Source organism: Gemmatimonadaceae bacterium, assembly GCA_036003045.1.
Classification (GTDB): Bacteria; Gemmatimonadota; Gemmatimonadetes; order Gemmatimonadales; family Gemmatimonadaceae; genus JAQBQB01.
This window is the reverse complement of record DASYSS010000090.1, coordinates 21,448-43,598: the sequence shown is the minus strand read 5'-3', so window position 1 is coordinate 43,598 and position 22,151 is coordinate 21,448. Positions and strand designations below refer to the sequence as shown.

The 22,151-nt window shown below is 66.5% G+C and carries 10 protein-coding genes; 1 reads left to right on the top strand and 9 read right to left on the bottom strand.

Features of this window, described 5'->3' with window-relative positions:
- Positions 1–6: 6 nt before the first annotated feature.
- The 9 genes from VGQ44_20250 to VGQ44_20210 all read right to left on the bottom strand — a co-directional run bounded on the left by VGQ44_20250 (position 7) and on the right by VGQ44_20210 (position 21,446).
- Positions 7–444, bottom strand: a complete 438-nt coding sequence (locus tag VGQ44_20250) for a VOC family protein (protein HEV8449171.1) — start codon at positions 442–444, stop codon at positions 7–9.
- 403 nt (positions 445–847) lie between these two features.
- Complete coding sequence (locus VGQ44_20245; protein HEV8449170.1) at positions 848–1,081, bottom strand: transposase; 234 nt, start codon at positions 1,079–1,081, stop codon at positions 848–850.
- A gap of 211 nt (positions 1,082–1,292) precedes the next feature.
- On the bottom strand, positions 1,293–2,987 hold the full coding sequence (locus tag VGQ44_20240) for a hypothetical protein (GenBank protein HEV8449169.1): 1,695 nt from the start codon (positions 2,985–2,987) through the stop codon (positions 1,293–1,295).
- A 4-nt stretch (positions 2,988–2,991) separates the two neighbouring features.
- Entirely contained in the window at positions 2,992–7,776 is a 4,785-nt protein-coding gene (locus VGQ44_20235) for a hypothetical protein (protein HEV8449168.1), read from the bottom strand.
- Positions 7,777–7,785: 9 nt separating this feature from the next.
- Positions 7,786–10,899: a hypothetical protein gene (locus VGQ44_20230; protein HEV8449167.1), complete on the bottom strand. Its 3,114-nt coding sequence runs from the start codon at positions 10,897–10,899 to the stop codon at positions 7,786–7,788.
- 3 nt (positions 10,900–10,902) lie between these two features.
- The gene (locus tag VGQ44_20225; protein HEV8449166.1) at positions 10,903–14,340 is read right to left on the bottom strand and encodes a DUF6603 domain-containing protein; all 3,438 of its coding nucleotides are present in this window, start codon (positions 14,338–14,340) and stop codon (positions 10,903–10,905) included.
- On the bottom strand, positions 14,337–16,781 hold the full coding sequence (locus VGQ44_20220) for a hypothetical protein (protein HEV8449165.1): 2,445 nt from the start codon (positions 16,779–16,781) through the stop codon (positions 14,337–14,339). Before VGQ44_20220 ends, VGQ44_20225 begins: the two co-directional genes overlap by 4 nt.
- 198 nt (positions 16,782–16,979) lie before the next feature.
- Complete coding sequence (locus VGQ44_20215) at positions 16,980–19,421, bottom strand: hypothetical protein (GenBank protein HEV8449164.1); 2,442 nt, start codon at positions 19,419–19,421, stop codon at positions 16,980–16,982.
- Positions 19,422–20,378: 957 nt separating this feature from the next.
- Positions 20,379–21,446 (bottom strand): Ig-like domain-containing protein, encoded by a 1,068-nt coding sequence (locus VGQ44_20210; GenBank protein HEV8449163.1) that lies wholly within the window; start codon positions 21,444–21,446, stop codon positions 20,379–20,381.
- Positions 21,447–21,662: 216 nt separating this feature from the next.
- On the opposite strand from VGQ44_20210, the gene VGQ44_20205 reads away from it, so the two are divergent.
- Entirely contained in the window at positions 21,663–22,031 is a 369-nt protein-coding gene (locus tag VGQ44_20205; GenBank protein HEV8449162.1) for a hypothetical protein, read from the top strand.
- Positions 22,032–22,151: the final 120 nt, after the last annotated feature.

The window sequence follows — 22,151 nt, the reverse complement described above, 5'->3', positions numbered from 1 at the left end:
GTTCTCTTAGCTGTGCGGCGCCGGCTCGAATAGCTCGATCGGATTTCCGTCCGGATCCTCGATTTGAATTTGCTTGCCACCGGGGCCGGTCTCCATCGCGTTTCGAAATGAAAGACCGGCGGTGCGCAACTCGCCGATCCATGTCTCGAGATCGTCCACACGAATGACGATCCGAGTCCATCCGCCTGGCTCTTGTGCGCGCCCGTCGCGCATCGGCCGTGATCCGGAAGCGCCCGGCCCACTAAGCAGGAGATCGAGCGAGCCGAGCGCGAGCGTCGCGAACGACGGTGCCTGCTCGTACTTCGTCTCGAACCCGAGATGCTCCGTGTAGAACGCGATCGAGCGCTTCACGTCCTTCGTTTGGTATCGGACGCCGTGAAACCGCGGCGCCGCCAAGGCCCGCGTGCGTGCGGCGTTCGCGGCCGTCTTTTCTTTGCTCGCCATCTAGACCCCTCGCCAAGACAAGACCTGAGGCGGCTGCAGGTCACGTGCCGATGGCCGGAGAACCCGGCGGTTTACGCCAGCCTTCCGACCAGTTCCTCGCTACGCAGCCACCTCGACGTAGCCGGCGGACGTCGTCGGCTTCGGGATCGGGAGTCCGGCCGCTCGCATCTCGTTCAGGTGGCCCTCGACGGCGTCGTGCATGCTGGCCGGGGAGAGATCGTCGTTCCCCGTTCAGGGAACGGTGACGACACATCCTCGCTGGACGGAGGCAGCGCCGAGACGGCCCGGGGTCTGGAGGGCGAGCCGAGGCAATATTGGGGTCTTCAGGGAATTCCGGGAAACGCGGCTCGGATGCGAAGAAAGAAGTAGGCGTCGTCGCGATATCCGTATGCCATCCGCTTCGTCACTTTGATCTTGTTGTTGCGTGGTTGATGATGTACTCGGCCGACAGCGCGAGCCGGTGGGCAAAGCGGACGAAGAGTGGGATGCGACTCTCACAGGCGCGCGCATACCAGTCGTGCCAGGCACGCCGCGCCGCGGCGCGCTGCCGATAGTGCCAGAGCTGGCGTAAGTCTTCTTTCAGGACGTACACGACAAACATCGCGCGATTCGCGGCGAGGAGCTCTTTGAGCCGCACGCACTCGGCGGGCCCGCGCAGGGTCGGGCGCGCCCGGAGGAGCAGCCACCGGACCCCGTTCCCCGTGAGATGCCGGCGCAGCCGCTCGCGCCGCTGCCGATGGGCAGGGTCGGCAATATTGCGCTGGTCGCCCGGAAGACCTCGGGCGGCTCGGCGCGTGACTGACTAATGCCGGAGCGTGACGAACGAATGCCGGCTCGGCGCGTGACCGCTACGCCCGATCGAACTGGAGCCCGCTCGCTCCTTCCCCGGCGCCGGCCTGGCGCTGCCGCATGGTCCAGAGCCAAGTCGACCCATCGATCCACCGGCTGCGACAGTAAACGCGGCAAACGTTCACGCCCGAGCGCGATACTTCCTCTTCACGCACGCGATACGGGTCGACTCCGCCGTGCGGTCTCAAGACTCGACCCACCGGCGGTATCGGAACCGGCGGTGCAACCGAAGAATCGAGCATCGCCGCCCGCTCCAGCGCGATGTCCCCGCGCGCGGGGTCGATCGTCACGGCCAGGAACGGAATCCAGTTCCTCGGAACCGGAGTTTGAATCTGATAGACCAGACCGGCCGCCGCCGGAGAACCCGCCGGCGCCATCGCCGTACTGCGCTCCTGCCCCGCCCACGCTCCTCCCGCTCCACCGGGCACGACTCGCTCCACCGCCCACACCAGATTCGCCATCTCGTCGCGGAAGAACCGCACATCCTCGATCGGGTCGCCCACCTGAATCGCCGCCGATACGCTCGGCGGAAGCACGAGCAGCGGAGCCACCGTTGTCGGCGCGTCGATCACGGCCGACGTGAACAGCGTCCACTTGTCATACGAGTCGCTTGCCGAGGTGTCCGCGCGCGGCACCCAGGTGAGACCGCCGAATACGTCGCGCACCGACAGCTCGTCCACGCGGCACACCGATCCGACCGGCAGCTCCAGCGGAACGACGAACCAGTCATTCCCCTGCACGAGCATGAAGTCCGTGACGACCAAACGCCCGACATCGCGGCGGTCGAGACGCAAGTCGCCAAAATCCGTCCGGCTGTCCTCGAAATCCCACCACCGCGCGTTCGGCATCCCGCGGAAACGCACGTGGATCGGCATCACCGTCCGGTCGATCACCTGCGCGTCGGCGGCGGGCGGCTGCTGCTTCTTGTCGATCGATCCCACGTCGAGCTCGTGCCAATCGATCGCTCCGTCCAGCTCCGGACGCGCGTCGAAATCGAAGCGATCGCCGCTGTTCGTCCGCGTGGCGATCGAGAACTCATATTCGAGACGATCGGGCTGCCAGGCTTCGGGGTCGGCGCTGCCGATGTTCCCGAACGCATCGCTCACCCACGCGGCAAACGTCTTCTGCGCGCCGGTGACGGCAGCCGCACTCGCCGGATCGATCGCTACCCCTGGCGGCAGCACCGGCGGATTTTGCCTCGACGCCGTAAACAGAGTCACCCCATTGAACGAGCGGGGCGCGCACACTCTATAGAAGCGCGTCGCCATCGCGTCCGCGGCAGGAGGCGCGGCCAACGGCAGCTTGGCCACCAACTCCTTCATCACCGCATCCGCTCCCGGTCCATCGATGTCTGCGCGTGCGCGCAGCAATCGTTCGAACGCCTCGGCCAGCTCCACTTGCAGCGAGAGATCATCTCCGCTGATCGCTTCTCCTTCCGCGATCGCCTCGATCGGCCCGCTGTTGTCGAGCGGACGCCAAGCTCCGGCACCCGGACGCCAAGCGGTGAGCGGCATGCCCACCGCGTGGATGTGGACGTACGCCGGCGATCCGGCGTCCTCTCCCTGAAACTCGCCGAACTGCCATTGGCGCGTGAGCAGCCAGAGCGGATCGCGCAGGCGGGCGGCCAACGTCTCGGCGATCGACGGCGCGACCGGCCGAGGCTCGAGGCGGTTCCAATACGTGATCGATGCCATCGGTCTACGCTCGCACCGCGGCGCTGAGGGCCCGCGCCTGACTCAGGTCTACACTCACGGTTTCTCGCTCGGCGTTCACCGGAGCGAAGACGGCGGGCAGCAGTTGGCCGAGGTCCCCCAAGAGATCGTTGTGCACGCCGCGCACCTTCACCAGATCGAACGTTTCGTTGAGAATGGCCAGCAGCGTCGGCAAGTCCCACGACTTGGCATCCGGCTTCGGCGGAACGGCGAGCAGCATCGTTTGCGGCGCCTCGGCTCCGGGATCGTCGTAGTGGAACGCGACACCGGTGCTTTCCTGCACCGCCGGAATCATCTCCGTCCACTCGTCGAACAGGAGACCGACCCACGGATCTGTTGCCGCCGGCTTGGCCGAGCGCACGACCGCCAGCGCGACGCGCCCCGACGGCGGCCGCTTGCTCTCGTCGGCGAATGGGAGCGCAACCCAGCTCGCCGGGTCGGCATGTGGGAGCTGAGCGATGCTGAGCGGGGGCGGAGCGGCGTCGATGCAAGAACTGTAAAGCTCCACCATCCGCCACCGCCCCAGGCTCACGCGAACGCGCGCCGCCTGGGCCAGCCAGCGGCGTTTGGCCTCGTCGTCCGGCGCCAGCGTCGGTCCATACGCCAGCGCCTTTTGCAATTCCACCTGCTCGTGTGGCACGAATCTGGTCAGCAGCATGAAATTGCCGCCGAACACCGCCTTGGCGTTATCCGGCGCGGCGTTGGCCGGCGCGACGCCCGAAGAACGCCGGCCCATTTCCGCGGAGACCGATTTGGCGAGAGCGACGAGAGCCTCGCGATCGCGCTGCCGCGCAGTAGTGATGGCGGCGCCGAGCGAAGTCGATGCGTTGTTCGCGGCGCCAATCGTCGTGGCCACGTCGCGGTTCGTGGCGTCCACCATCACATCCTTGGGTCCGACGGCGATTCCTAACGTGGCGGCGCGCCTTAGCGCATCGCGAATCGGCGGCATGTCGGCCGGCTTCGGCGGGTTTGGCAGCGCCGCGATGCGCGCGTCGAGCAGAGCTTTCGCCCGGTCGAGCGTTTTGTTCGGTGCGCCCGGGTACGCCGACGCGATTCCAAACGCCGCCGCTCGCCGAAGGACGTCGCGCAGCGGCGACAGGTCCGGTTCCGGGCCGCCTGGTGGCACAGGGGGGATCGCCGCCACGGCCGCGTCGAGCGCCGTTTTCGTCTGGTCGAGTGCTGTTTTCGCCGTGGAAACGCGAGCGGCGGCGTCGGCGTCGTCCACGACGAACGTCGTTCCCGCGGCGCCTTCCGGCGTCACGAGGTCGGACGGTTGAAGCGCCCGCGCCGATTGCAGAACGTCGTTCACGGCGCGGGCCATCTCCAACAATTCGCCGACCGATCGCGTCGCCGCCGCCCACGCCGGATCGCGCACGTACGCGATCGACGCGCTCCCTCGCAGCGTCGCGTCGGCGAGAGCGGGGTCGGCGAGAGCGACGTTGAGAATGCGGAGATCGAGCTCAGACGGTTTCGCCGACGCGTCGTCGCGATGCGGATTGGCGGTGACCGACGCCGCGTTCGCGTCGGCGTTCGCGACGATGGCGAGCAGGTCGAGCGGATGCAGGCCGAGCTTGTCGAACGTGATCGTGACGACGCGTTGCCTGTCCGGGTTCGCCGTCGATGGATCGGCAACGGTCACGTCGCAGCGTACTTGCGCTGGAGAACCCAGCAACGTTCCCACCCAGGCATCGAGACACGGTTCAGCGGCCGCGCGAGGCGTGGCGGCGATCGCGTCCCATCCCGGCGACGCGACGGGCGTCGCTCCGAACACGGCGCCGACGCGATGCGCGACGAGCGTGCCCGCTCGCGGAGTATGCGACACCCCGGGGTCGGGCGGGCGAACGCCCTGTGCCAGCGAATCGAGACTCGCCGCCGCGCCCTCCGTTGTCCCGCGCACCAGGTTGTACACGGCTTCGCTCGTCAACACGTCGGCGACTCCGTCCAACGTTTCGTCGAGCGCCGCCAACTCGGCGAGAATCGCTGCCCGCTCGTCGTTGTTCGGCGCTACCGGCAGCGATGAAAACAGCGTGTCGTCCCGCTTGGCGTTCCGGAGATCGAGCCCGTTCACCACGTTCCGGGGAGAGATGGACTGCGCGGGATCCGTGGAGGTCGCGCCTTTGACTTCCGGCAATGGATACCGGAGGCGGAACGGCTCGATGAACTGGTCGAGCTCGAGCGGCGCGTGTCCCTCGTGCAGCCCGCGCTCGAACTGATATCCGAGCAGCGCGGCGAGCGGTTGTCCCTCGCGAATGCACGCCAGCAGCCAGCGAGCCGCGCGCACGCGCGACGAGGAAAGGTCGAGCGCGTATCGTTGCTGTTCGTCCCCTCGCCTCGTGAGATACGCGTTGCGCAAAATGGCCGCGGCCGATGCGTGATCCATCGACGGCGCATGCACGAATCCGCCGCTGTCGGCTTGCATCGTCACCTGCGTGCCGTCCGGCCGTTTGACGACGACGTTGCGTTGCGGCGCCGGCACCAGGTTCTCCACCCAGCCGTATGCCCCGAGGTGAATGCCGCTGGGCTTCGATGCACGAAGCTCATCGAGACGCGCGGCAGCGAGCGACGTTGCCCACGCGTCGAGGCGATGCGCCGCGCAGTCGAGCGTGTTGCCGAACAACCGATCGAGCTCAGCTTCGGGAACACCCTGCAGCATCTCGAGATTCTCGAGTGCCGACGCGATGGGAGTCGCTTCGACGACCGCGCCGGGCGAACGGCCGTCGATCGACGTCACGGCGACTGCTCTGCCGGACGCGACCACCCGCTGCGCGTTCGCCGAGCGTTGCAGATAGTCGCCGACCGACTCGGTGCGAGTGACGGCCGGCAGCTTGGCATCGAGGCGCTGCCAGACCGTCGGTGTGGCGTCGCCGGCCGCTACGCCGACGAGCTCCCGGTCGAGTCGCTCCGCGACGGTTGCCGCGCGCGCGCGCACCGAAAGGTCGATCGCGGCGTTCGCGTACTGCCGCAGCAACGCAACTCGCGCGAGCTGATACAGGAGCGCATTGGGAGCCGCTGCGCCGGCCGGAAAGTTCTGGTCGCGAACGTCGGCGAGAGACGCGCTCCTCAACCAACGCAGATAGTTGAAGTCCAGCGGGTCAGTTTCCGACAACGGCGTCGGCGCGACCAACGGATGGCGAAACCGAAACGCGTCGGCGCTGAACAACATCTCCATGATTCTCGGTTGCTCACCGAGCTGATTGAACAGAGCGACGAGCTGTGCGCGCACGGCGTTGGCCTGCTGAACCCATGACCCGATGTCCGCCCCGAGGAAGTCCGCCAGATTGCGAACGAACACCGGGCCGAGCACGTCGCGAATCCATACTTCGCGGGCGCTCGCGTCGCCGGCGAGAATGTCGAGCAGGTCCTGATCCGGATCTTGCGTGCGTCCGACTCGCGGCACGTTGCCGGCTTGCTGCGTCCATTTCGGGCGCAGGGCGCCGACTACTTTCGCGACGAGAGCCTGCGGCTCGGTCGTTCCCGCACGCGCCGCCCATCGATCGAGCGACGTCACGGGCAGCACGCCATACGGTGTCGCGTCCACTCGGAAGAGCGGGAGCGATCCGTTGCCGCGCACGTGCTGCACGAAGTACGACTCGAGTTGACGCGTGGTCTCGGCGTTCGAGACCGGCGGCAGCATCTGCTCCAGGTAGTACCCGCCGGTTGCCGGCCAGAGCAGACCGTTCATCGCGCGTGCATGGTCGCCTTCGTGCCGATCGGCGCCCTCGATGTGATCGAAGGTCGACGCCGGCAAACCGAGGGCGGCCGCGAGCGCAGCGCCGTCCGTACCGTCCGCGGCTAGTGGGGCACCGCGCTCCACAGCGAACGACACCGTGCCGTCCGGATCGGGCGGTGGATAGCCCGATCCTCCCGCGGCCGTGTTGTTTGTCGGCGTTCCCTGCGCCACGATCGCCAGCCCGCGGCCATAGTGATGCGCGTCGAGCAACTCGGCGAGGCGCGACGCGCCCTCCGCTGGTGCACCGCCTGTCTGCGGCGCTTTGGGATCCTTGGACGCGAGAGAGCTTTTCACCCCGACGGCGATCACTCGCTCGAAGCCCAGCCTCGCATCGTCGTCCTTCAGCGAAATGGTGACCGCCATGCCGGCCTTCTCGGCCTCGTCATAGTCGATCGTCCACAACATCTCACGATCCACCGTCATCCCGTCGCTGAGGTCCACGACGTCCGCCGGATTCGACGCGTCGGCACTCGGCGAGAGCGTGAGCGCCAGCGGTTCGATAACCGGCTTGCTGACCGCCGTCGTGCTGTTCGCCCCGCGCGTACAAATGACAACCCATCGATCCGGAAGAACCTTCGCGTACGCCGCCCTCGTCCACACGTCGGGGCGAGCCGCGGGATTCGGAAAGACGGGCGGAGCACCCGGGCGACTCGACATGTTCGTCGGCGTCATCGACGCGACGACCCACGCCGCGCGGGGCTCCGGCAACATTCGGATCAGGGCGCGCCACGCATTGAGCTCGTCGTTCGGCTGCCAGCCGTCCGTCCAATATTGCTTGCCTAACGCGCGCTCGTCGTCGGTCAGCGCGGCCTCGTGCAGGTCGGCGGCGAAATCGTCCGGGTAGATCCGCACGCGAAGAACCGGGCCGTCCTGGTCAGTGCCAAATCGAGTCTCCAGGCGAACCGGGACAAGCAGAATGGGAAATCCCGCATCGAGACGCGCGACATCCTGCGAGCCGTCGTTTGTCGGACCGATACGCGCGGCCAGTGCCTGCCGCGCGGCCGCGATCCTTTCTCTGGCGCCTGGTTTCGGATTCGGCATGGTCGAATCTCAGCTGAGCATGTCAGAGCCGTGAATCGCGACGCGCATCGGCTGCTGGAGCGTGATGTAGGCCAAATGCGACGACTTGCTTCCCGTGGTCCCGAGTCCGGCGTCGGCGTGCCACGAGGCGCCGCCGGTGCTCGTTACTGATCTCGTATCTGGAAGCTGTTCGTCGAGGTCGAGGTACGTGATCGCCGCGAGGTCGGCGTCGGATCCGGCGACGCTTCCCCAACTCAGGTCGGACCACGATGCCGGCGCGCCGCCGAGTGGGCCGTCCGCGATGTCGAGGCCGAAGCGAGGCTCGGATGGCTGCTCTTGCAGGACGAAGAACCATCCTTGATTCGGCGATGCGGTATTGTCGTCTCCCTTCACCTCGGCCGCCGTCAGGTCGAACCCAAAGAAAGTCACGTCGGGCTCGAGCCGGCCGCTGAACAGCGGAAACTCGGTCTGGTCGGTGAGCTCACGCCCCGACGCTCCGCCCTTCGCCTTGCAGGCGTACACGATCGTGTTGGGATAGCGCCGCAGCAGCTCCGCCCGCACGAGCAACACGAGATAGTCCCCGCTCGCCGGCGGCTTCGGACGATTCTTTCCGAGGTCGTTCCCGTTCCACTCGTGCAGCGGGTTGATGTCCTTGAGACTCTCGACGACCGCGGCGCTCTGTCCGCTCGCCGCTGTCGCCACGTCCCAGAACTGGCGGAAATAGCTGCCGCGCAGATCGGTCGGGTATTCGTTCCACTGAAGCTCCCGAGCCATCTCCTGATTGAGCCCGACCATGTAGGGCTCGACGAATCCCTCCTGGTTCGTCACGAGGAGCGACGTGGTGTTCTGCGGAACTTTGTCCAGCCCCGGCAGCAGCCACTCGGAGGACAGTGCCGCCAGCGGCGCGTACATCGGCTGTGGAAATTCCGGCGCGGCCATCACTGGCTCCACGGCGTCGCCGCCGGGTTGTGTCGCCGTCGGTGGCAGCTTCAACCGATCGCGCACCCCGGCGACCACAGTCAGCCGCGGATCGAGCCCTGCGATGAGTTTTTTCGAAAGGTCGGCCACCGATATTCGCACGAGATCCGGCGGGCGAACCGGCGGTGTCGCGGTCTTTGCCAGGAGTGCCATCGACGCCGTGCGAAAGCGCTCGACGGCTTGTGCGGCGGCCGCCGCCGTGGCCGCGGCAACCGGTGGTGCGCCCGGCGACGGGCCGCCCAGTCGTGCTTCGGCGCGCGGAACAAAACCCGCTGTGGGTTGTGCGGCGCGCAACGAATCCGCCGTGAGATGCCCCGCCGCAAATTCGCGCAACGCTTCTACGTGAGCGGCCTCGCGAGCCGCCGACTGCGCCGCGCGTTGTGCCTCCGCGCGCGACACCGACCAGGCGGAAAATGCTGTGACGCCGGCCGCGACCGCGGCGACCACCGTGAGGATGCCAAGACCCATCATGCCGAGCACGACGGCCGCGATCATGAGGAGAATCGCAACGATCCAGAGCCATCGTCCGCCCATGCCATGCGCCGGCGATGGCGGCGCCTGCGGGATCGTCGGCGCTTTCGCCGTTCCCGGCGAGACGATGCCTCCGGGAAGTTTTGGCGGCTTCACCGTGATCGCGCCGCTGTTCATGCGCGACGCGATCGCATTCACGCGCGTCGGATTCGCCGAATATCCGAGACGGCGGCCAAGCGGGCCGAGCGGCCGGCTGATGCGGCGAAATACCGCCTCCATCGTGCCGCGTGCGATCGGGCTCCCGGCTGTCAGCGCCGCGATCGTCGTCGGGCTGCCCTTCACCTTCGCGTGCAGTGCCGCCGTGACGTTGAAAATGTGAAGGCTGTCGGTTCCATCGCCGCGCAAATGCCGCGCGAACACCTGCAGAGCGGCCTCTCGCGCGAGCTGCGTTTGGCGCAACCGCTCGTTGGCTTCGCGAATTCCCTTCACCTGGTCCCACGCGCTCGCCATGAGCTGCCGTTGCTCGGCTTGAACAACCTGCGTGCCGAGGCCCGATGGAACGCGAAAGCGCGTTTCGGCATTCAATTCGTTGAACCATGGCGGCTTTGCGCCTGCCGCGGTCGAGAGCCGTTCGGATTTCGCGTACCAACGGCCGTAGAGCGGCGGCGCGACGACGCGCGTGCCGCCAGTGGCGGTCAACAGGTCCGCCGGCCTATTCAGCAGTTCGGCAAGCTTCGTTTCGAAGTTCGACGCCGTTGGATCGGCAACGCTCTGACGCGCAAATCCCGGCGGCAAGAGTGCGCCTTCGAGTGAGAGCGGACCGTCCGCGGCTTTCGGCAGCCCCAAGCCGGGATCGCTCACGTCCATCGGCCGCGTTCCGACGCCCTGCGGAATCGGACGACCCTTGAGCTGGCGAGCCAGGAACTCGAAATCGACCCCAGCCCCCGTACCGAAGCGCCATCTATAGTAGACAGGCAACCGCACGTTCGACTGTCCGGCTGTCCATGCCGGCGCCATCGCGTCGCCCACGACCGGCTCGCGCAATCCAGCGAGGCGGCCGCGCTCGAATGTCGGGACGATGCACGCGACGTATCGAGCGTTCGGGTCGAGGCGGCGCGGCGAGAGGAGCCGCGAGATGACCGTTTCCGAACCCGTCGCCAGTAGCGACTGCAACGCCGCCGCATCCGGCGGCGTCGAACCCGCCCCCGCTACCTGCACGTGAGCCCATGCCCAACTCTGGTCGAGCAGCGGCAGCGCCGCGGCATCTTTCACCGTGGCGACAGCGAGTTTTCCGTCGGAGCTCGATTCGTCGAACGACACGAGCTCGTCCTCACGCAGTGTCACGAGGCAGAGCCACGGCCGCAGCCGGTCGGCCGTCGTCGCCCGCGCCGGCGTGTATCTCCATGGAAGATCGGCCTGGTCGAACTCGACGAGCGCGAAGTAGTTCGGCTCCGCGTCGTACGCTTCGCGAGTCGGCGACACGCGAATCACGGCGCTCGGATCGAGCCCGCCGATCTCTCCCGGCCCGAACAGCGCCAGAGGCGCCGTCGCCGTGAGCGTTTGATTCAGCGTGATGGCGACCGGCAGCGGCACATTGGTGTCGGCCGACGCCGTACCGTCCACGCGCGTGATTTCGGTCGCGAGACCGCGCTGCAGCCACGGCATGAACGCGTATGAACCGAGTGGGTCGCTCATCGCCTATGCCGCCTCATGAAGCGCTATCACTTGCAACAAGGCCCGGTCTTCCGGGTGATCGGCGAGGTGCAGCTTGAGCGCGAGATTCGCGTCGCCCTTGGTCATCGGCTGCCCGCCGCCGAACGCACCGCTCACCGTCAGATCGGCTGTCGAGGCGATCACGAATCCCTCGTCGCCGAGGATCGCCGACTGCGGCGTCGCGCCGGCGAACTTGGCGTCGCCGGTGTTGCGGAAGGACGAGCGCGCCGCCGCGCCGCCGCGAACCATCGCCAGCAACGCCGACTGTCGCAGCGGAAAGCGCGGCGACGGCCGCGTTGCCCATGGCGAGTCGAGATCGATGATCAGGGTTTCATACGTCACGTTCATGTTGATGCCGGATCCGACGTTCACCGCGCTGCTGGCGATCCCCACTCCCGCGTCCATCCGCTCGAACGACGGGATCGACAGCTTCTCGGCGTCGGTGAGATCCTCGAAGTTGGCGCGCGCGAAGAAATCGGTCGTCGTTCCCCACGTCGCCGCGGCGTGGGCGCCGACCTGAACGCCGGTTACGTCGTATTCGTTCGGACCCAGCGGCGTCGCTTCTCCGACCTTGGTGATCGGCCGGTTGAGCGGCAGAACTTTCTCGCGGACTTCGGCGCCCCCTACCGGGTCGAGCAGCACGAGCGTCGAATCGCTCGCCGCGACGAGCGATACGGCTCGCGCGACTCCCGACGGAAGAACGGCGTTCCAATTCTGGCTGTTCTGCAGGGCGTCGCGCAGATCCGGCCACGGGTCCACCGGCGGGATCGAGACGTGCTGGTCCTCGCCGAACGATTTGTTGACCGGAACGCAGACGTCGAAGAACAACACCGAGAGGCACGCTTCTCCTTCGATGTGCCACGGGCGCGGACCGCTCAGCGTGCCGTGCAGCTTGATGCCGGCGATCGTGCTCGTCCCGCGGCGCAGCGCCACGCCGGCGCTGATGTCCACGGTGAACGAGAGTGGAACGAATATCAGTAGGGCGTCGAAGCCGAGCCATCCATAAATGTTGAAGCCTCCGGCTTCGGCGTAGACCTCGGCGAGGGCGCCGAACTGCAGCGAGTTCGACGTGACCGCGAAATAGCCCTGAATCGAGATTCGCGGATTGTCCTCGAACCCAATCGAGATCGTGAGACGCCGGAGCGTCGGAAATCCCGGAGGCGGCTGGAAGCGCGGATTGAGCCCGCCCACCGCCAGCGCGAACGACGGCGACTCGCCCCACGAGAGCCGAAACGCCATGTCGCCGAAGATCGGGAAGGTGGCGATCTGTGAATCGTGAATCGACGCGTCGACCGAGATCTGCTTCCCCTCGAAGTCCAGAACGCCGACGATGTCGATGTGGAGAGCCACGACCGCTTCGTCTTCGGTCGGAATCGCGACGCTCACCTGCCCGAGCAGCACCAAACGAATCGGAGCGGGAACCTCGATCATGATCCCCAACTCGATCTTGATCAGCGTCGGCGTTCCCCATCCGATGATCGCCATCGGCCCGAACACGTACCGGCCTTCGGCGGGGGGGAAGATCGTGCGCAGATCGCTGATGATCTGCGGAGCGTTCCTGATCGGGTCCTGCGGGAAGAGAATGTGGTCGACGGAGTGGTTCCGTACCCCCGCTTGGATCGCGTCAACCACCATCGTGCGATTGACGCCCGCGAGACCGCCCGCCCCGTTGAGCGTGAATCCGTAGCCAAGTTGAATCGGCGGAAACTCGACCGTGATGATGACCAGCAGCGAGAAGCCGGACTGGCCACCGGGCAGCTTCGTGTCGAGCAGCCCGATCGCCGTGATGCCGATCGAGAAGATCTTGAGCTGAAGGATGCCCGCGTAGCGTCCGGCGTCGCGATCGAACGAGAGGAATCCGCCGCCCGTGACCGGCCCCGCGTCGATCGAGGCGCCGAGCCCGGTCGGTCCGCGCAGACCGAGCGAGATGTCGAACGGCCCCGCGTTGCCCGCGACGAATTTCACGTCGAGGCCGACGCCGATCCCCTCGACCGCGAACGCGAACGGTCCGAGTGCGCCGCTGATCGAAACATCCACGATGACCGAGACCGATCCGGGCTGCCCGCTTCCGATCGCGGCCAACAGACCGAAATGAACTTGGTCGATGGAGATCGGACCCAGATCGAGGTGCGGTGAAACCGTGACCTCGAGCCCAGCGCCGCCGACGAACGTGAATCCTTGTTTGCTCGACCAGCGCGCGCTCAGCGGAAAGTTGATCGTGAGATCCTGGCCGCCGAACAGCTTGCCGAGAAAGCCGTCCTGCTCCGAGAGGGCGATGACGATCGCGAGACCGGTGGTCTGCGCCTGGAGCCAGAGCTCGACGTCGGTTCCGTGCAGATCGAGGCCGAGGTCCGTGCGGACTTTCGCGATTTGCAGCCGCGACTCGTCTTGCTTTCCGATCAGCGCGACCGGCGACGCCGGTGCGTATTCGATGCCGGCGCTGAAGCCTTCACTCGGCGGCGCCGTCCCGGGTTGGAACGGATAGCGCACGTCCACGCCGTCGGGGCGAATGAGCAGTCCGAACGTGCGAGCGATGTCGCTGCCCGCGCGAACGTAGACAGTCCACTCGGGGGTGATGGGCACCTGCGCCCCGATCTGCGACGGCATCAGCGGCTGGATGATGAGGCCTGCCGGATGCGAACCTTCCGCCGGCAGCTCGAGCAGCGCCAACCCCACTTCGACCGGTGTTCCCGCGATGTCGAATTCAGCCAGCGGAATCGAGAGCTGCGACGAGATGGCGCGCGTCGTTTGAGCCGGCGGCCCCTGAAGCCCCGCCGCGAGCACCGGGTCGGCCGGTCCGAATCGCGTCAGGAGATCGAACGCCGTCGCGAGATCGTGCAGCTGTCGCCCCAGGAGAGCGAAGTTGATCTCGTCGGTGCCCCAGCCGTACAAACGTTTGGGAATCGAGCCGGGGTCGCTGATGATGTTCCCCAGCTCGTCGAACCGAAAACGCGTCTCGACGTGCGCCGGCCGCCCGTTCGCCTCCTCGTGCATCGTCTCCGTTATGACGCCGCAGGCTCTGAAGAGCGACGCCGCCAGCGGCTGCGCGACCGTCAGGTAGTCGACGAGGAGCAGCTCGAACAGGCGATCGCCGATCTCTTCGAGAAACGCGACCGGATCGACGCCTGGTGGAGCGGCGCTGATCGCTTTGATGGCATTGTACAGCGCCGCGACTTTGTCCAGCGCGCGGAGCGCCGCGTCGATGCCGGCCGCCGACTGCAACGCCTCGAGCGCCGTGACGACGTCGTCGACTTTCGCCGCGAGCGCGGCCCACGCCGGCGGCAGCGATTGCGCGTCCCACCCGAGCCGCAGAATGAACGCGCGGAACGTGTCGGGCGTGGCGACGGCGTCTTTGAGCGGCTGGGCGGCGATCGCCAGCTGCTCGACGATGAGCTCGATGGTCCCGGCGTCGTCGTCGCTCACGGCTCAGCGTATCTCGAGTCGTACCACGCGTCGTTTCTACCGTGCTGCGTCGGATCGATGCGATCCACGAGCGCGTAGCGGCAGACGGGACAAAATCGGTATGCGACTTCTTTTACCTTGAATTCGGCCTGCGCCGCGCCTTCTGGCAGCAGAAGTTGTCGCATCATGCACGCGCCGGTGGGATGCAGGATGCCGCAGCCATACGTTAGCCCACCTTCGAACGCGCCGACAATCCACGCGCTCCATTTTGGCTTGCCGGCGGGCAACGCCGCCGGGCGACTTAGGGCCGGCTGCACCGTCCGGCCGTCGGCCGCACAGACGTGGGCCGCGGGCGCGACGGGTGCGACGTTGAGCGGAATCCCGTTTGCCGTGATGTGCGCGAGAACGGTCGGCGAAATGAGACCGAGCACGGCGCCGCCGGCTCCCGGTGCGTGTTTTTCAGCGAAGACGATGCTGCCTGCCCCCCACGTAACCGGTACGAAGACGCCTCCGGCCTTCACCTGAATTTGATGAGTCGCTGCGTCGACAACCGTTACCTCGAGCTCGATGCTCGGAATGACGGCGGCAGTAAGCGGCCGCTCACGAAGCTTGACCTTGTCGCCGACTGCGAAAGGCCGCTCGTGACCGGGACGCAGCGGGATGCGGAATTCGGCGCCTTGTAGAGTCAGAGGACCAGTAAGCACCCCGGCCTTCGTAATGCGCGGCCACGTCCATTTGAGGCGTGTCGGATCGAGAGCAGGCGGCGGTACCGCGACACTCGCAACGTCCTGGAGGTTCAAGCGCGCGGCTACGTCGGCGACACGGGAAGCCGGCAGCGATCCCGCGGATCCGTATTCGTCGCCTAGACCCAAAGCGTGTGCGCTCTCATGGGCGACGGTGCACTGACTGTCGAGCGGTGCGTCTACCGGTACGGCGTACGGGACCAGCGTGAAACCGCGCGTGCCCGCGACGGGAGCCAGCTCGACTTCGCTGTTGACGACGAAGGTCGTGGCGATGAGATCGTTCGGCGGCAGGGTGCGGCCTCCGGCATTACGGGCACCGGCACATAGCGCCGCGACGAGAATTCTGTCCTTTCCGCCCGGCCCCCACACGGCACCGATCGCCGGTCCACCCGGCGCCGCCGCATCGCGCAGGTTGACGAGCATCTGCTCGAACTGCGCACGCGTCGTCCTGAAGGGATGCCATCCACCCGCCCGAGGGGGCGAGCTTTGCTCCACCCGAGGGCGTTCACCACAACGGAGGCCAAGCGCGGTGTCCGTTTCGTTGACGAGTCGACGCTCTGCATAAGTGAGCCACTCCGTGTGGAGCGCCGCATTGACGTGTGCAGCGACCCCTGCCCCGAACAGCGCGGTCCACTCGGCCTGCTGCACGTTGAACGCGACTCCGACATGCGCGTGCACAGGCAATCCGATTTCGTGAATCGCCTGCGCGGTCGTCCATATTGCCGCCGCGGCTTGCGGATCCACGGGCTGCGGCACCTCCCGTCCGAATGTCTTCGCGCCGCGGGTGACGGGTGCGATTTCATATAGTGGACTGCTCCCACGATCCGGGGACTCGAGCGAGAGCATCCAGTAATTGATCTCTCCTGAGCATATGCCATACGGCTGAGCAGCCGACGACGTCCGCAGGAACGTCGCGAACGCCTGCGCGCGTTGCTCGAACATCGGCTCCTCACCGACCTGAAACCCCTCGCCGACGAAAACGAAGTTCACCACATCGGCCATGCGAGCGGCGCCCGCGCTCCCCGCGATCAGCTTCACGTTCCTGTCCGGTGGCGACCATGCGGGTAACGTGTTGCACGTCGCCGTTGCGCTCGCGCCTCCCCAGGCGGCGGGCAATGTGACCGTAATCGGCACGAACGCCGTGATATCTTGCGTCGCCGTGAGCCCACCTGTGGCCGCGTCGACGCTGACCTCCGCCCCTCCGCTCGACCACACCAACGCGGGCAGCCGGCTGACGTCGCCGACGGTCTGGTCGTCGAACTCGGCCAGCACGGAAAAGCGCTGTCCGTCGGCGCCGCGGCGGATCGACAATGGGTTCGGAGTGAGCCAAATCCGCGTGACGGCATTGTGTATGTGCACCCGGACCTTCTTGACGAACGGCGGCGCGATCGCGGGGTCAGTCACCACGGCGCGAATCAGAAAATTGCGGAGGAAGGGGGGGCCGGGGATCGGATTGGCGACTGTCACTGCTCCCGTGTTCTGGTCGACCGTCACGCCGAACCCTGCGAAGTTCGGCCCACCACCGACCAAGGCCCCGTTGAACGCCGCCTGAAACGCCACCGTCACGCCGGCCGGTAACGGGCCGGTCGCCGCGACGTTCACCGCCGGCGTGCCGTGATTGATTGCGAGAGCAGGGAGTAGCGAGGGCGAGGTTGTTCCGGCGACGACGTGAATGTCGTAGCCGTTCTCGCCCAGCCAGTAGGTGAAGTTCACCGCCATCGCGGTCTTCCGCCCCGGATCTTCACGGGGGCTGTTTGCCGTTCAGTTTCGACGCGCGTTCCGGCATCGGAACCGGCCACACAATACCGCCGACCGGTTGAAAGCGCAAAAATTAAAGCGCTCTAATCTCGCCCCATTCTCATCGGCTTGGCGCCCGACGGGCAGCGATTCTCAGGGCGCTGCCCTGGTTGTTGTCGCTCAGGGCTCGGCGTATCGCGAGTCGTACCACGCGTCGTTCTTGCCGTGCTGCGTCGGGTCGAGGCGGTCGACCAGGATGTACCGGCACACCGGGCAAAAACGGTATGCGACGTCCTTCACCTTGAACGTGGCCTGCGCCGTGATTTCGTCCAGGACGAGGTACCGCATCATGCAGGCGCCCGTCGGGTGAAGCACGCCGCAACCATACGTCTTGCCGCCCTCGAACGCACCCACGATCCACGCACTCCACTTGGGCTTCCCGGCCGGCAACGTCGCCGGACGGTTCAGCGCCGGCTGCACCGCGTTGCCGTCGGGCGTGCACACGTGGGGAGCCGGCCCGCCGGCCGCCACGTTGAGCGGAAGTCCGGTCGTCGTGATGTGCGCGAGAACGGTGGGCGAGATGAGACCGAGCACCGCGCCGCCGGCTGCTGCATGCTTCTCGGCGAACAGGATGCTTCCCGCCTGCCAAGTAATCGGCGCGATTGGGATCGCGGCCTTCACTTGCACCTGATGCGTGATTTGGTCCACCGAGGTCACCTCGAGCTCGACGCTCGCGATGATCCCCGCGACGAGGGGCCGTTGACGGAGTTTGACCTTTTCGCCCACGACGAACGGTCGCTCGTGCCCCGGGCGAAGCGGGACTCGGAACTCTGCGCCCTGTGGAATGAGAGCGCCCGTCAGTACCCCCGCCTTCGTGATGCGAGGCCAAATCCACTTGAGCCGTGTCGGGTCGATCTTCGGGCCCGGCACCGCGACGTCCGTTACAACACTCAGATTCTGGAATTGAACCACGTCGGCGACCTCCGAAGCCGGCAGCGATCCGGCCTCCCCGTATTCGTCGCCGAGGCCAAGGGCGTGCGCACTCTCGTGCGCCACCGTGCACTGACTGTTGAGCGGCGCGTCCGGCGGCAGGGCGTAGGGCACCAGGTTGAATCCACGACTGCCAACGATTGCGGCCAACTCCACTTCCTCGTCTCCGTTGAGACTGGAGGCGATGAGCTCATCCGGCGGGTCGGATTGCCCCCCGCCGTCCCGCGTTCCGGCGCAGATTGCGATGACGAATCTCCGGTCTTTGCCGCCCGGTCCCCACACCGCGCCGATCGCGCCCCCGCCGACATTGGCCGCGTCTTTTACGTTGACCAACATCGGTTCGAATTGCGCGCGGGTGGTCCGCAATGGATGCCACGAGACGACGCGCGGCGGTGAGCTCTGCTCGACGCGCGGGCGTTCGCCAAGCGCGAGACCGAGCGCGGTGTCCGTTTCGTTGACGAGTGTCCGGTCGGCATAGTCGAGCCAATCCGCCTGCGCCTGTGCATCGATGTGGGCCGCGATTCCCGGTCCGAAAAGCGTCGCCCACTCAGCTTGCTGGGCGGCCAGCGCGACTCCCAGGTGCGCGCGAACAGGCAGTCCGATCTCGTGAATCGCCTGCGCGGTCGTCCATATGCCCGCCGCGCCCTGCGGGTCCTCGGGCTGCGGGACTTTCTGGCCAACCGTCTTTGCGCCGCGGGCGAGCGGCACCACCTCGTAGAGCGGACTCGTACCGCGTGTGCGCGACTCGAGCGAGAGCATCCAATAATTGATCTCTCCTGAGCACATCCCGTATGGCTGGACGGCCGGCGACGTCCGCAGGAAGGTCGCGAATGCCTGAGCACGCTGCTCGAACAGCCCGTCTTCGCCGAGTTGAAATCCCTCGGCGACGAAGATGAAGTTGAGCACGTCGGCCATGCGAGCGGGGCCCGCGCTCCCCGCGATGAGCTTCGCGTTGCGGTCGGGCGGCGACCATGCCGCCAGCGTGTTGCACGCCGCCGTCGCGCTCGTGCCTCCCCACGCGGCCGGCAGCGTGACGGTGATGTTCACGGTCGCCGTGATGTCTTGCGTCGCCTTGAGCGCGCCGGTCGCCGGGTTGGCGTCGACCTCCGCCCCTCCACTCGTCCACGCGAGCCCGGGCACACGAGTGATGTCGCCAACGGTCTGGTCGTCGAATTGGGCGAGCACCGTGAAGCGCTGGCCATCGGCCCCACGGTGGATCGACAACGGGTTCGGAGTGAGCCAGGCCGCAACGACGGCGTTGTGAATGTGGACGCGCACCTTCACCACGAACGTCTTGGGCGGCGCGACCGACGCGTCGGTCACCGTCGCGTGAATCAGGAAGTTGTGAAGGAAGGGCGCCCCGGGAAGCGGGTTCGCCGCGGTGACGGCACCCGTGTTCTGGTTCACGGTCACACCGAATCCGGAAAAGTTCACGCCGGAATCAGCCCCGTTGAACGCCGCGCGAAACGTGATCGACACCCCCGTCGGAAGCGGATCGGTCGCGCTGATCTCCACGGGCGGAGTACCGTGGTTGATTCTCAGATCCGCGTCTAGTGCTGGCGACGTCGATCCCGCGACCACGTGAACGTCGTAGCCGCTCTCGTCATTCCAGAGGATGAAGTTCACCGCCATCGCGGTCTTCCGCCCGGATATTCGCAGGGGGGTCTTCGCGACCCTGTTTCGATGCGGTTCCGGCATCGGAACGGCCACAGAATATCGTTGGCTGCCTGAAAGCGCAAAAATGAGCGCTCCAGTCGGATCACGCGGGCCCCTCTACTTATAGGCTGTCGCCGAGCCCACTTTGGCTACTTCGAAAATATTTCCCACTTTCTAAACACCCCGAGTCCCCTACTTACGCCGTCACGGTGTTCGGCCCCACGTCGGGCTCGACGCCGAGGCGCGACTGGCCGTTGCCAACGGAAGACGCACGAGGTTCGACCCGTCGGCGTCGACGAGCCACAGCTGGCCTGACATGGCGATCGCGAGATGGGCACCGTCCGGCTCCACGCCGCTTCCGCGTGCACGCTCGCGTCATGCGCCAGAATGATTTTGCAGGCGCCGCCGGCGACGGGAGCATTGCAGACCCCCGCGGGAGTGTCGTAGGCGAGGCGCGCGACAGACGTCTGGTCGAGCAAGATCGCGACGCGCGACGCGTTGCGTGCCAACACGTGGCTCGGATTCTCGGTGCACAGATCCTGTCCGCATTCGAAAAGGAACGAGCGCATCCACCTGTGCAACACTCGGATCGGCGCTCGACCACGTCGCCGCGACAGAACCCGACGCGCCCGACTGCGCGTCGAACGCGACGACAGAGAGTTGCGCGTCCGCGCCCGGAACGAGCGCGCTGCTGCGCGCTGCTGGACCAGTTGACGCTCAAGGCGATCGGTTGAGACCTCGACATCAGCCCGGGCGCACGCAGAGCGTAGGTGTCGCCGACCAGCAGATGCCCGACAGCGGTGATGACGATCTTGTAGACCGTATCCACCGGCGCCGACTCGACGGGCTTCGAAGGGACGTCCGTCCCGTTCCAGCACGCCGCCAGCACCAGGCTTGCGGCGATCCAGAACGTGCGGCGATGGGCCGGAACGGTCATCGCGCCACGGCCGTGTGCAGCACGAAGGACTGCGGCGGACCCCCTGGCTTGATCGTCGCCGCGATGCGCACCTCGACCACGTCCCCCGCGTGCACGGGCATCGACACCGTGCCCGTCCTCCCGAACGTGATGAGGTCCGATTCGTCCGCACGATCGAGCTCCACCCATGGTCCGTCGCCGGGAATGGTGGGTACGACGTTGAGCGACAGCGTGCCATCGGCCGTGGCGTTCACCAAGAACGACCGGCACCAGATGTTCCCGAACTCGGCGGGGCTCGTGTCCAGCTCCTGATAGACGGGGTCTGTGTCCGCGATCGCAAACGCCAGCGAGTCGCCGGCGGTCAGCTGTTTGATCCGGTGAAGCTGCATCGGCTGCGTGAACGACGCGGACGTCCCCACGACCCATCGGCGATTCGTTTCGTAGTTCGCTTGTCTCGTCACGACGTACGCGAACACGTGATTCATGTCCGCGAAGCCGTCTAACCCGTCCGGGTCCGCCACGAAGTGGCCGACGTACGACCCCGTGTTGCCGGTCGTCCCCTCGACAACATTGCCATACGGGATGTTGCACGACGGGCAGTCGGACGGCCGAGCGCCGTAGTAAACCTCTTCCACGGAGACGCCGGTCATGGCGCTCCCCGAGTCGTCCGTGACGAGAACCGTCAGCTGAAAGGCGGTCAGGTTGAGCGCGAGCACTTGGACGGCCCGCGTATCCGACTTCCCGTTGACGGTGGCCGAGATCGTCGCGTCGCCGGACGCGACCCCTGTGATCGTGCCGGTGCTCGACACCGTGGCAACACTCGGCGCGCTGCTGGTCCACGTCACCGTTTGCCCCGTGAGCACGGCACCCGACGCGTCCTTGACCGTCGCCGTCAGCCCCGTTTGCTCGCCGACGTCGAGCTTGAACTTCCCAAGTCCCGGCTGCTGGTCGATCGTGACGCTGCCGATGGACGGACCCTGCGGAGGCGGCGGTGCACTCGTCACCGTGGTTCCCCCATCCGCGCCGCCGCACGCGGCGGCGGCAATCATGGCTATCAAGGCCGCCAAGCCAAGAGTCGCTTTCATCATATATCCGTGCCTTGACGGGGGACGGGCGTTTTCGATCGCGTGAAGCGCTTGCACTCAATCACGGAAAAGGACTGACAATCCCGGCACCACCGAGCGGCAGGTTCATATTGATCGCTGCCAGGGGTGATCGTTGTCACGGAGCGCACGCCCGGGGCAAGCGCAGGCTTCCAGAGTCCGAAACTATAGAGAAGGACCCACCAGGAGATGGAAATCATGCGTTCGCTCACCCTCGTCACGCTAGGACTCGCGCTCTGCGTCGCGGCTCCCGTCCGAGCGGCACACGCGCAGGGAAGAAAGTCGGATCACGTTCCGCCGGGGCTCGCCAAGAAGGACGGCCTGCCGCCTGGCCAGGCCAAGAAGATCTATCGCCCGGACGACGGCATCGTCGTGCTCCGAGACGTTTTCAACCGCCACGGATACACGGTCGTGCGCATGACCCCCGATCACGACTCGCGCATCGTCTACTACCGGTATCGCACCGGCCCCATTCATCGCGTCGTCGTCCGCCCGGGGCCCGAGCGTCTCGTTTTCGTGGGCGTTCCGGACGTCGTGCTGCACGAGGTAGTCATTCGCCTCTATTAGGCTCCTCTCGCGAGCCCTCAAAAAGGCGTCACCGCCACCCTTCGGAAACACTCGAAAACGTCAGGATCGCGTCAGTCGGAAACTCTCGCAATCACCAACGCCGTGGATTCGCGGTTTAGA

Coding starts and splice junctions, on each gene's coding strand:
- VGQ44_20250 (HEV8449171.1), bottom strand. CDS start 444: ATGGCGAGCAAAGAAAAGACGGCCGCGAACGCCGCACGCACGCGGGCC.
- VGQ44_20240 (HEV8449169.1), bottom strand. CDS start 2,987: ATGGCATCGATCACGTATTGGAACCGCCTCGAGCCTCGGCCGGTCGCG.
- VGQ44_20235 (HEV8449168.1), bottom strand. CDS start 7,776: ATGCCGAATCCGAAACCAGGCGCCAGAGAAAGGATCGCGGCCGCGCGG.
- VGQ44_20230 (HEV8449167.1), bottom strand. CDS start 10,899: ATGAGCGACCCACTCGGTTCATACGCGTTCATGCCGTGGCTGCAGCGC.
- VGQ44_20220 (HEV8449165.1), bottom strand. CDS start 16,781: ATGGCGGTGAACTTCACCTACTGGCTGGGCGAGAACGGCTACGACATT.
- VGQ44_20215 (HEV8449164.1), bottom strand. CDS start 19,421: ATGGCGGTGAACTTCATCCTCTGGAATGACGAGAGCGGCTACGACGTT.
- VGQ44_20210 (HEV8449163.1), bottom strand. CDS start 21,446: ATGAAAGCGACTCTTGGCTTGGCGGCCTTGATAGCCATGATTGCCGCC.
- VGQ44_20205 (HEV8449162.1), top strand. CDS start 21,663: ATGCGTTCGCTCACCCTCGTCACGCTAGGACTCGCGCTCTGCGTCGCG.